Here is a 10,211-nt window from a genome sequence, read left to right on the forward strand (position 1 = left end):
AGCCCGCCTAGGCGGGACTCTATGAGACCTCGTCAGGTTGTCTTCAGTTTTAGGGTGCTTGTCGGATAACCGAAGGCGAGAAAAAAGTGTGAAACTCGAATCGTGCCGTGCGTGCGAGCCAGCAACGGATCTCGTTCGTGCTCAGTGTCGAAATCTGCCGCCCTGAACATATTGGACGGCCTCGCGATCGGGTCGCCGCCGGAGGTAGGCTTAAGGCGCAATGCGGTTGCGAGGGCGGCGTCCTCCAGTGCTTCCCTGATCGGCGGGACCACATCAGGCTCCGGATCAAGAAGGACGCCCACCATGGCGGCGACCGCTTGTCGGCGGCTGTAGATGCCTGTGACGAAACGACCGAGGCCTTGTTCGAGCAGATAATGGTTACGGTGCTTCTTTTGCCGTCCCATGCGCTTGAACTCGAAGACGAGACGCATACCTTGAGTGGTGTCGTTCCAGCCATAGGCAATGTCGGTCCGCCGCTCCTGAATGAGCGCTCCAGTGCTCAGATCGATTTCCCCGATCACGTCCTCGGCTGATCGAGACCGCGCGCTCGCGCTTGCCATGGAGCAGTGGACGCGCGCGCTGCGGCTGTCGGAGCCGTTCTGCGACAAATCGCGCGAGCTCCCCGACGGAAGCTATGTCGGGTTGGTCGACGCCGCCCGCGGCAGTCTCGGGCACTGGATGGCAGTGCGCGACGGCAAGATAGAGCGCTACCGCCTGCGGTTGCGATCCAGCACATCGTGCGCTCGTTCGATCCCTGCATGGTGTGCACCGCGCATTGACCGGAAACTTCGTTGCCGGCTGCAAATCGAATTGTCTCCTCTTCTCGTGTTGGCAGCGTCCTCGCGTACCGTTCATGAAAGTGGTTCAAATTCGCAACGTTATGGAATCTCTCCACTTTTGAATCTCTCCAGGCTGTTGGCCTGCTTCTTGCTACCCTTTGCGTCATCGAAAAGTCAAAGCCGAAGGCGGGAGCATTCATGGGCGCGGCGACGGAAACGTTTTACAGCGTGATCAGGCGGCAAGGCATCACGCGTCGGTGCTTTCATAAATTCTGCGGCCTGACGGCGACGAGCCTCGGCCTCGGACCGCTGGCGGCGAGCCGCATCGCGAACGCGCTCGAGACTAAGCCGCGCGTGCCCGTGATCTGGATGCACGGCCTCGAATGCACCTGCTGTTCGGAGAGCTTCATCCGCTCCGCGCACCCGCTGGTCAAGGATGCGGTGCTGTCGATGATCTCGCTCGACTACGACGACACCATCATGGCGGCTGCGGGCCACCAGGCCGAAGCCATCCTCGAGGAGACCCGCGCCAAGCACAAAGGCCAGTATATCCTCGCGGTGGAAGGCAATCCGCCGCTGAACGAAGGCGGGATGTTCTGCATCGACGGCGGCAAGCCGTTCGTCGAGAAGCTGAAGATGATGGCCGAGGACGCGATGGCAATCATCGCCTGGGGCGCCTGCGCCTCCTGGGGCTGCGTGCAGGCGGCAAAGCCCAATCCGACACAGGCAACTCCGATCGACAAGGTGATCACCAACAAGCCCATCATCAAGGTGCCGGGATGCCCCCCGATCGCCGAGGTGATGACCGGCGTCGTCACCTTCATCACCACCTTCGGCAAGCTGCCCGAGCTCGATCGCCAGGGCCGACCGAAGATGTTCTACTCGCAGCGCATTCATGACAAGTGCTACCGGCGCCCGCATTTCGACGCGGGGCAGTTCGTCGAGGAGTGGGACGACGAGGCCGCGCGCAAGGGCTATTGCCTCTACAAGATGGGCTGCAAGGGGCCGACCACCTACAACGCCTGCTCGACCGTGCGCTGGAACGGCGGCGTCTCCTTCCCGATCCAGTCGGGTCATGGCTGCATCGGATGCTCAGAGGACGGCTTCTGGGACAAGGGCTCATTCTACGACCGCCTCACCAACATCAAGCAGTTCGGCATCGAGAAGAATGCCGATCAGATCGGCATGGCGGCAGCCGGCGCCGTCGGCGCGGCGGTCGCGGCGCATGCCGCGGTGACGGCGGCGAAGCGCCTCGCCAACAAGCGCGACGATGCGAACCAAGATCACTAATCGAGTTCAGGGGGAGATAGCGATGGGCATCCAGACACCCAATGGGTTCAAGCTCGACAATTCCGGCAAGCGCATCGTCGTCGATCCGGTCACCCGCATCGAAGGTCACATGCGGGTCGAGGTCAACGTCGATTCCGACAACATCATCCGTAACGCCGTATCGACCGGCACGATGTGGCGCGGCGTCGAGGTGATCCTCAAGAACCGCGATCCGCGCGACGCCTGGGCGTTTACCGAGCGGATTTGCGGCGTCTGCACCGGCACGCATGCCCTGACTTCGGTCCGCGCGGTCGAGAATGCACTTGGGATCACAATTCCGGAGAATGCCAACTCGATCCGCAATCTGATGCAGCTCGCGCTGCAAGTGCACGACCATGTCGTTCACTTCTATCACCTGCACGCGCTGGATTGGGTCGACGTGGTCTCCGCGCTCTCGGCCGATCCGCGGGCGACCTCGACGCTGGCGCAGTCGATCTCGAGCTGGCCGCTGTCGTCACCCGGCTATTTCAAGGATCTGCAGACCCGTCTCAAGAAGTTCGTCGAGTCGGGGCAGCTCGGTCCGTTCAAGAACGGGTATTGGGGCAGCAAAGCCTACAGGCTACCGCCCGAGGCCAATCTGATGGCGGTGGCGCATTATCTGGAGGCGCTCGATTTCCAGAAGGAGATCGTCAAGATTCACACCATCTTCGGCGGCAAGAACCCGCATCCTAACTGGCTCGTCGGCGGCGTGCCCTGTCCGATCAATGTCGACGGCACCGGCGCTGTCGGCGCCATCAACATGGAACGGCTGAACCTGATCTCCTCGATCATCGACCGTCTGATCGAGTTCAACGAAATGGTCTATCTCCCCGATGTGGCGGCGATCGGCTCATTCTACAAGGATTGGCTCTATGGCGGCGGCCTTTCGAGCCAGAGCGTGCTCTCGTATGGTGATGTGCCAGAACATGCCAACGACTATTCCGCCAAGAGCCTGAAGCTGCCGCGCGGCGCCATTATCAACGGCAACCTGTCCGAGGTGCTTCCGGTCGACCACGCCAATCCCGACGAGATCCAGGAGTTCGTGGTGCACTCCTGGTACAAATATCCCGACGAGACCAAGGGACTTCATCCCTGGGACGGCGTCACCGAGCCGAATTACGTGCTGGGACCCAACGCGAAGGGCACCAAGACGGCGATCGAGCAGCTCGACGAAGGCGGCAAGTACTCCTGGATCAAGGCGCCGCGCTGGCGCGGTCACGCCATGGAGGTCGGCCCGCTGGCGCGCTGGGTCGTCGGCTACGCGCAGAACAAGGCGGAGTTCAAGGATCCCGTCGACGAGTTCCTTCGGGATCTGAACCTGCCGATGTCGGCGCTGTTCTCGACGCTCGGCCGCACGGCGGCGCGTGCGCTCGAATCCGTCTGGGCCGGACGCCAGATGCGCTACTTCCAGGACAAGCTCGTCGCCAACATCAAGGCCGGCGACAGCTCGACCGCCAATGTCGACAAGTGGAAGCCGGAGAGCTGGCCGAAGGAGGCCAAGGGAGTCGGCTTCACCGAGGCGCCGCGCGGCGCGCTCGCGCACTGGGTCAAGATCAAGGACACCAAGATCGACAACTACCAGTGCGTGGTGCCGACGACTTGGAACGGCTCGCCGCGCGACCCCAAGGGAAATATTGGCGCCTTCGAGGCGTCGCTGATGAACACGCCGATGGTCAATCCCGAGCAGCCGCTGGAGATCCTGCGCACCATCCATTCCTTCGATCCGTGCTTGGCCTGTTCGACGCACGTCATGAGCCCGGACGGCCAGGAGCTCGCCAAGGTCAAGGTCAGGTAGGAGAGGATCATGATGGATGCAGTTGCTCCCGCCTCGGACGCCAGGCCCGACCGCGCGGCGATCGCAGCCGATGCTTCCGGAGAACGTGCGGTGGGTCGTTCTAGCGTCTATGTCTACGAAGCGCCGGTACGGATCTGTCACTGGGTGAACGCGTTCTCGATTATCGTGCTTATGGGGACCGGCTATCTGATCGGAACGCCGTTGCCGACGGTCGCGGGCGAGGCGTCCGACAATTTCGTGATGGGCTACATCCGGTTTGCCCATTTCTCGGCGGGGCAAGTGCTGGCGGTGTTCTTCCTCGCCCGCATTCTCTGGACCTTCGTCGGCAACCACCACTCCCGGCAGATTTTCTATCTGCCCTTGCATCGCAGGCAGTTCTGGAAAGAAGTGCTGCATGAAATCCGCTGGTACGCGTTCCTGGAGCGCGAGCCCAAATTGTATGTCGGCCATAATCCTCTGGCGCAGATTGCGATGTTCACGGGATTCACGCTGTTCGTGGCCTTCATGATCGTCACCGGGTTTGCGCTCTATTCGGAAGGCACCGGCATCGATAGCTGGCAGCATAAGCTGTTCGGCTGGGTGTTTGCGATCTGGCCGAACAGCCAGGACGTGCACACCTGGCATCATCTCGGCATGTGGGCGCTGGTCGTGTTCGTGATGGTGCACATCTACACCGCGATCCGCGAAGACATCATGTCGCGCCAGAGCATCATCTCCTCGATGATCTCGGGCGAACGGCAATTCCGCGACTGAAACGGGAACGCCAAGTGAAACCGACATTCTCGCAAGACGATCGCATCCTGGTGCTCGGCATCGGCAATATCCTGTGGGCCGATGAAGGGTTCGGCGTCCGGGCGGTGGAGGAATTCCACCGCCGCTACGCCGTACCCGACAATGTCACCATTCTCGATGGCGGCACGCAGGGGCTCTATCTCGTCAACTATCTGGAAGAGGCGGATCGCCTAATCGTGTTCGACGCGATCGACTATGGCCTCGAGCCCGGCCAGTTGAAGCTTGTGCGTGACGACGAGGTGCCACGTTTCACCGGCGCCAAGAAGATGAGCCTGCACCAGACCGGCTTCCAGGAAGTCATCAGCGCGGCCGACCTGCTCGGCCGCTGCCCGAAACATCTGGTGCTGATCGGCTGCCAGCCGCTCGATCTCGAAGACTGGGGCGGGCCGCTGACGCCGACTGTGCGCGACCAGATCGCGCCGGCGATCAATCTCGCTTGCGCCATCCTGGCCGAATGGGGCCTCACGGTGAGCCAACGCGCCGAGCCATTGGCGGATATCGAGCGGCTGCTCGCCAATGACATCGATCATCTCCATTACGAGACGCGGCCGGCCTGATCGGCCACACTGCCGGAGACTTGCCCATGTGCCTCGGCCTGCCCATGACGATTGTCGAGACCGACGGGATCTCGGCGCTGTGCGCGTATCGCGGCGAGCAGCGCCCCGTCTCTGTGCTGCTGCTCTCGAATCCTCCGGTCGGCGCCAAGGTGCTGGTCTATATCGACACCGCGATCCGGCTGCTGGACGAGGACGAGGCACGCCTGATCGCGAATGCGATCGAAGGTCTCAGCGCGGCGCTCGACGGCGAGGATTGCGACCGCTTCTTCGCCGACCTCATCGACCGCGAGCCGCAACTACCCGAGCACCTGCGGTCCGACTAGGATCGCCGCTGCTTCTCCCGTTTGATGCGTTGACGACATCAGTGACCGGCCGGCCTCGGCGGCCGCTGTGCGCCTGGAAGATCGATTTCTACCTGCAAAGACAGCTCTCACCAGATATGGCAAGTATCTTTCCATTGAAGCCTGGCTTACAGTCGGCGCCAAGAAAGACATGATCTGGATCAATGGGATAAATCCGAACATGTGATAACCGATCCTGGCACGTGGCTTGCTAACCTCTAGTTCGGCAAACACACAAGCTTGTCAGGAGAGGTTCGATGGAATTCCAGGTGGGAAAGCATGATCTGGCGCGGAGTGGTCTGCCCGAGGTCGATGCTGCGACAGTCGATCATTTTCTTGGCGGAGCGAACGAGGCCGGTGCGGTCGCGGTGCTGCTGTCGGCGGGCGATCCCAACCGCTTTCCGGAGGCAATCGATGTCGCCGTGGTGCTGCCCGAGCTTATCGCAGCGTTCGGCAATCGGCTGCGCGGTGCGATCATCGCGCGCGACGCTGAGCGTGTGCTCGGCGAGCGCTTCGAGGTGCGGGTGCAGCCGACGCTGATCTTCGTCGCCAACGGCAAGACGCTGGGGTTGATCGCCAAGATCCAGGACTGGTCGGTCTATGCCGACCGCATCACCAAGCTGATCGACCGGCCGCGCGGGCAAGGTGCCGCAGTCGCCGTCACCATCGTTCCCCAGCATCGCGCACAAGAGGTCGGGCTATGAAGGCCGGCTTCTGGGATGCGCCCGAAGGCGCCGAGCAACCAGTCAACGTGTTTCCGATCGGCGACGAGAGTCTCAATGCAGCGAAGGGCAGCCTGACGGCGGCCGGCGCGCTCGCAAAGCTTGCAACGCTCGACAGTGCGGAGCTTGCAAAGAGCTGCCCGAACGCGGTCGCGCTGCTCTCGAGGATCGCGGATGCCATCGCGGATCAAAAGGCGAACGCGCCGACAAGACTGTTTCGGCTGGCCAATCTCAACGATCTCGAGAGCAAGCTGGTGGCCGACGTGCTCGGCGAAGGCGAGGTCGCCGGCGTCGTCGCGCTGCCGGACGGATCGCTGGCGCAGATTCAGGAATCGGTGCTGGCGGGAATTTGGCGTGTGCGGCTCGAGACCGACGCCACTTCCGAATATCTCGAGATCGGCGCGGTTCCCGAGATCGTCAAGCGTGCGGCTGCCGACCTGACATCCGCCGATTTCGAGATCGGGCAGGTGCCGGAGGGCGCCATGAACGTGCTGCCGGTGCTCGCCGAAATCCGCGAGCGGGCACAGGCCTGGCGGCCCGGCATTCGCTCGCAGATCATAAATTTCACGCTGCTGCCGATGAGCCCGGTCGACATGAGCTTCCTGCAGCACACGATCCGGAACGGACCGATCCAGCTCGTGTCGCGCGGCTACGGCACCTGCCGGGCGCTCTCCACCGGCATCCGCAATGTCTGGTCGGTGCAGTTCTTCAACGCCATGGACACTATCATCCTCGATACGCTCGAAGTCGGCGGCGTGCCGACGGTTGCGCTGGCAGCGGACGAGGATTTCGAGGATTCCGCCGAGCGGCTGCAGGAAATCATCGAGGCCTACTTCAAATGAGCGCCTTCGAGAATATTGGCGTGCGCCAGGACGTCGCCGACGTCACGCGGCTGGAATGCGGTATCTGCTGGACCGTCTACGATCCGGCGGATGGCGATGAGGTAGCGCAGATCGCGCCGGGCACGCCGTTCGCGGCGCTGCCGGAGGAGTGGCACTGCCCGAATTGCGACGCGCCAAAGTCCAAGTTCATGGCGATCGAAACATGACAGGCAGCGTGCCAGCGAGTGCGTCAGGTCCTGCCGGCGACGCCGACGCCGCGGCGTGGGGCGAGCTTCTGGCCGCAAGCTACCGGGAGATCGGCGAGCGCGCGATGCGCGATCTACCCATCTACAACGATGCGCTCGGCATCGAGGCGGTCGGTTTCCGTCCCTTCAACGGCACGATCGTCGGCATCATGGTCACGCCGTGGTTCATGAACGTGGCGATGCCGGCGGGCGCGGTGACGCCAGCCACCTCGGACGCGACCGTGCGAATGCGTTTTCCCGCGGGCGATATCGAATTCACCCTCAGCGAGATCGCCCGGATCGGCCGGAACGCGAGCTGCTCGCTGTTCTCGCCGATGTTCCAATTCGCCGACATGGATGCCGCGCGAGCGACGGCCGAAGCCGCGCTTGCCGAATTGATGCTGCCGGCGGACAGCGAGGAGGCGGTTCGCCGCCGCGAGCCCGAGACAAGCCCGATCGATCGGCGTAACTTCCTGCGGGGTGTCTTGATGGAGCGGCATGCATGAGTCTCTCGTTCCGCAACGAGATCGATATTACGGTGCTGTTGTCCGGCGCCACGATCGCCGACGTCGCGATCAAGCCGCGCAACCGGCCGCCGCTGACGCGGCTGTTTGCGGGAAAGCCCGCGGCTTCGCTGCTTCCGGTGCTGCCGCGTCTGTTCTCGCTGTGCTCGATCGCCCATCACGTGGCGTTCCAGTCGGCGGTGGAAGCCGCGCAAGGGCGGGAGGCGGCTCCCGCAACGGTGCGGCGCCGCGTCACCGCAGTCGTCGTCGAGCGGCTGACCGAACTGCTGCGCGGCCTGTTTGTCGGACGGCTCGCGCTCGACGGCACAAACGCTCCGGCGGTGCGCGCCGTAATGCAGGCAAGCGCGCTGCTTTGGGGCGCGGACGAGGCCGTCCCGCCGGCCTTGCATCGCAACGCCGTGGTGCAGATCAAGGCCGCGCTCGGCGCGATGGGGATCGCCGGCGAAGAAGACGAGACGCTAGCGCCGGGCAGGCCGCTCGCCGCCTCCGTCGCGGGATGCCACGGCAAGCTGGTGTCAGAGCCGGAGGCCGATCCATCCTTCCTGACGGTGGCGGACGATTTGGATATCGTCACGCGTCTGCTGGCGGACGGTGCGGCCTATTCCGATGCGCCGGACCTCTGCGGCCGGATTCCGGAAACCGGCGTCTGGGCGCGCAGGGCACGCCGTGAAGCGGTCTCGGCGGCGGAAGCGGGCTCCGCCGCGCGTCTGAAGGCGCGGATTGCCGAGGTCGCGCGGCTCTGCGCCTGGCTCGATCGTGGCGATGCGGATCTTGATGAAGGCGTCGTCGCGAGCTACCGGCTCGGCGCGGGCAAGGGGGCAGCCGCGGTCGAATGCGCACGCGGCCGCCTTCATCACGCCGTCGCACTAGACGACGAGGATCGCGTCGTCAACTTCGAGTTTCTGGCACCGACCGAGTGGAATTTTCACGCCCGCGGACCGCTGGTCAGGAGCCTCAAGGGCGCGACGCTCGCGACCGGCCGGCAGGGACAGGACGCGGTTCGCGCGCTGGTCGGCTCCTTCGATCCCTGCGTCGGCTTCAGCCTGCAATTTCGCGAGGCCGGCCATGCATGAGATGGCGCTGTGCGAAGGCATCGTCGGTATCGTCGAGGAGGAAGCGCGCAAGCGCGCTTTCACCAAGGTGAACGTCGTCTGTCTGGAGATCGGTGCGCTGAGCCATGTCGTGCCGGAGGCGCTGAAATTCTGCTTCGAGGCCGTGGCCGCGCGGACCATCGCGCAAGGCGCGCGGCTCGAGATCGTCGAGACGCCCGGCACGGCTTGGTGCATGGCCTGTTCCAAAACCGTTGAGATCGGGCAGTGTTACGAGCTGTGCCCGTCCTGCGGCGGCTACCAATTGCAGGTGACGGGCGGCGAAGAATTGCGCGTAAGGGAATTGGAGGTCGACTGATGTGTACGGTCTGCGGCTGCAACGACGGCAAGGCATCGATCGAAGATGCGCTTGGTCATCATCTTGATCTCGGCGATGGCCATGAGCACGGAGGGCACCATCATCATGACCGCGGTCATGGCCACGACCACGGTCACTACCATCACCACGGTGGTGCCCACGACCACGCCCCCGATGAGGCCGGGCTGCTCGACTGCGGCGCCAATCCCGCGGGCCAGAAGATCGCCGGCATGAGCAGCGACCGCATCATCCAGGTCGAGCGCGACATCCTCGACAAGAACGACCGGCTTGCGGCCGACAACCGCGCCCGCTTCGCGGCCGACGGCGTGCTCGCCTTCAACCTGGTCTCCAGCCCCGGCGCCGGCAAGACCTCGCTGCTGGTCCGCGCCCTGTCCGAGCTGAAGGCAAGCTTTGCGATCGGCGTGATCGAAGGCGACCAGCAGACCTCCAACGATGCCGAGCGCATTCGCGCGACCGGCGTGCCGGCGATCCAGGTCAATACCGGCAAGGGCTGTCACCTCGACGCCGCCATGGTCGGCGAGGCCTATGACCGGCTGCCCTGGCTGAACGGCGGCCTGCTCTTCATCGAGAATGTCGGCAACCTGGTTTGCCCGGCGGCGTTCGATCTCGGCGAGGCCTGCAAGATCGTGGTGTTCTCGACCACCGAGGGCGAGGACAAGCCGCTGAAATACCCCGACATGTTCGCAGCCTCGTCGCTGATGCTGATCAACAAGATCGATCTCGCGCCCGTGCTCGATTTCGATCTGGCGAAGACCATCGACTATGCGCGCCGGGTCAACCCGAAGATCGAGGTGCTGACGGTGTCGGCGCGCACCGGCGAAGGCTTTGCGACGTTCTTTGCCTGGATCCGCAAGCGGATGGCGGCGACGACGCCTGCCGCGATGCCGGCGGCGGAGTGA

The 10,211-nt window shown here is 63.7% G+C and carries 13 protein-coding genes and 1 pseudogene; 13 read left to right on the forward strand and 1 reads right to left on the reverse strand.

Going from position 1 to position 10,211, the window contains the following annotated elements; translation table 11 throughout:
* Window positions 1-32 precede the first annotated feature (32 nt).
* Window positions 33-521: a hypothetical protein gene (locus FXB40_RS24315; RefSeq protein ID WP_430647977.1), complete on the reverse strand. Its 489-nt coding sequence runs from the start codon at window positions 519-521 to the stop codon at window positions 33-35.
* A gap of 5 nt (window positions 522-526) precedes the next feature.
* Here FXB40_RS24315 and FXB40_RS49275 point away from each other — a divergent pair.
* From FXB40_RS49275 to hypB, 13 genes and pseudogenes are all read left to right on the forward strand, one after another.
* Window positions 527-779: pseudogene (locus tag FXB40_RS49275) on the forward strand (nickel-dependent hydrogenase large subunit); the annotation flags it as partial.
* A 198-nt stretch (window positions 780-977) separates the two neighbouring features.
* Window positions 978-2,069 carry a hydrogenase small subunit gene (locus tag FXB40_RS24325; RefSeq protein ID WP_148774714.1) on the forward strand — a complete coding sequence of 364 codons (1,092 nt, stop codon included), beginning with the start codon at window positions 978-980 and terminating at the stop codon, window positions 2,067-2,069.
* A gap of 22 nt (window positions 2,070-2,091) precedes the next feature.
* A complete protein-coding gene (locus tag FXB40_RS24330) occupies window positions 2,092-3,882 on the forward strand; it encodes a nickel-dependent hydrogenase large subunit (RefSeq protein ID WP_148774715.1) in 1,791 nt (596 codons plus the stop codon).
* A 9-nt stretch (window positions 3,883-3,891) separates the two neighbouring features.
* Window positions 3,892-4,635, forward strand: a complete 744-nt coding sequence (gene cybH / locus FXB40_RS24335; RefSeq protein WP_148774716.1) for a Ni/Fe-hydrogenase, b-type cytochrome subunit — start codon at window positions 3,892-3,894, stop codon at window positions 4,633-4,635.
* A 14-nt stretch (window positions 4,636-4,649) separates the two neighbouring features.
* On the forward strand, window positions 4,650-5,231 hold the full coding sequence (locus FXB40_RS24340) for a HyaD/HybD family hydrogenase maturation endopeptidase (RefSeq protein ID WP_148774717.1): 582 nt from the start codon (window positions 4,650-4,652) through the stop codon (window positions 5,229-5,231).
* 26 nt (window positions 5,232-5,257) lie between these two features.
* Window positions 5,258-5,554 carry a HypC/HybG/HupF family hydrogenase formation chaperone gene (locus FXB40_RS24345; RefSeq protein WP_148744597.1) on the forward strand — a complete coding sequence of 99 codons (297 nt, stop codon included), beginning with the start codon at window positions 5,258-5,260 and terminating at the stop codon, window positions 5,552-5,554.
* A gap of 275 nt (window positions 5,555-5,829) precedes the next feature.
* On the forward strand, window positions 5,830-6,276 hold the full coding sequence (locus tag FXB40_RS24350) for a thioredoxin domain-containing protein (protein ID WP_148774718.1): 447 nt from the start codon (window positions 5,830-5,832) through the stop codon (window positions 6,274-6,276).
* Entirely contained in the window at window positions 6,273-7,136 is an 864-nt protein-coding gene (locus FXB40_RS24355; protein WP_148774719.1) for a hydrogenase expression/formation protein, read from the forward strand. The genes FXB40_RS24350 and FXB40_RS24355 overlap by 4 nt, the downstream gene beginning before the upstream one ends.
* Window positions 7,133-7,342: a rubredoxin gene (locus FXB40_RS24360; RefSeq protein WP_148756122.1), complete on the forward strand. Its 210-nt coding sequence runs from the start codon at window positions 7,133-7,135 to the stop codon at window positions 7,340-7,342. The genes FXB40_RS24355 and FXB40_RS24360 overlap by 4 nt, the downstream gene beginning before the upstream one ends.
* Window positions 7,339-7,866, forward strand: coding sequence for a [NiFe]-hydrogenase assembly chaperone HybE (gene hybE, locus FXB40_RS24365; RefSeq protein WP_148774720.1), 528 nt, complete (start codon window positions 7,339-7,341; stop codon window positions 7,864-7,866). The genes FXB40_RS24360 and hybE overlap by 4 nt, the downstream gene beginning before the upstream one ends.
* A complete protein-coding gene (locus FXB40_RS24370; RefSeq protein WP_148774721.1) occupies window positions 7,863-8,957 on the forward strand; it encodes a nickel-dependent hydrogenase large subunit in 1,095 nt (364 codons plus the stop codon). The genes hybE and FXB40_RS24370 overlap by 4 nt, the downstream gene beginning before the upstream one ends.
* On the forward strand, window positions 8,950-9,291 hold the full coding sequence (gene hypA, locus FXB40_RS24375) for a hydrogenase maturation nickel metallochaperone HypA (protein WP_148774722.1): 342 nt from the start codon (window positions 8,950-8,952) through the stop codon (window positions 9,289-9,291). The genes FXB40_RS24370 and hypA overlap by 8 nt, the downstream gene beginning before the upstream one ends.
* Window positions 9,291-10,211: a hydrogenase nickel incorporation protein HypB gene (gene hypB, locus FXB40_RS24380; RefSeq protein ID WP_148774723.1), complete on the forward strand. Its 921-nt coding sequence runs from the start codon at window positions 9,291-9,293 to the stop codon at window positions 10,209-10,211. The genes hypA and hypB overlap by 1 nt, the downstream gene beginning before the upstream one ends.

The sequence above is a fragment of the Bradyrhizobium rifense genome, assembly GCF_008123425.1.
In the GTDB taxonomy this organism is placed as follows: Bacteria; Pseudomonadota; Alphaproteobacteria; order Rhizobiales; family Xanthobacteraceae; genus Bradyrhizobium; species Bradyrhizobium rifense.

Bases quoted from the DNA above. Each gene is read 5' to 3' on its own strand.
- FXB40_RS24325 (WP_148774714.1), top strand. From the start codon at position 978: ATGGGCGCGGCGACGGAAACGTTTTACAGCGTGATCAGGCGGCAAGGC.
- FXB40_RS24330 (WP_148774715.1), top strand. From the start codon at position 2,092: ATGGGCATCCAGACACCCAATGGGTTCAAGCTCGACAATTCCGGCAAG.
- cybH (WP_148774716.1), top strand. From the start codon at position 3,892: ATGATGGATGCAGTTGCTCCCGCCTCGGACGCCAGGCCCGACCGCGCG.
- FXB40_RS24345 (WP_148744597.1), top strand. From the start codon at position 5,258: ATGTGCCTCGGCCTGCCCATGACGATTGTCGAGACCGACGGGATCTCG.
- FXB40_RS24350 (WP_148774718.1), top strand. From the start codon at position 5,830: ATGGAATTCCAGGTGGGAAAGCATGATCTGGCGCGGAGTGGTCTGCCC.
- FXB40_RS24355 (WP_148774719.1), top strand. From the start codon at position 6,273: ATGAAGGCCGGCTTCTGGGATGCGCCCGAAGGCGCCGAGCAACCAGTC.
- FXB40_RS24360 (WP_148756122.1), top strand. From the start codon at position 7,133: ATGAGCGCCTTCGAGAATATTGGCGTGCGCCAGGACGTCGCCGACGTC.
- hybE (WP_148774720.1), top strand. From the start codon at position 7,339: ATGACAGGCAGCGTGCCAGCGAGTGCGTCAGGTCCTGCCGGCGACGCC.
- FXB40_RS24370 (WP_148774721.1), top strand. From the start codon at position 7,863: ATGAGTCTCTCGTTCCGCAACGAGATCGATATTACGGTGCTGTTGTCC.
- hypA (WP_148774722.1), top strand. From the start codon at position 8,950: ATGCATGAGATGGCGCTGTGCGAAGGCATCGTCGGTATCGTCGAGGAG.
- hypB (WP_148774723.1), top strand. From the start codon at position 9,291: ATGTGTACGGTCTGCGGCTGCAACGACGGCAAGGCATCGATCGAAGAT.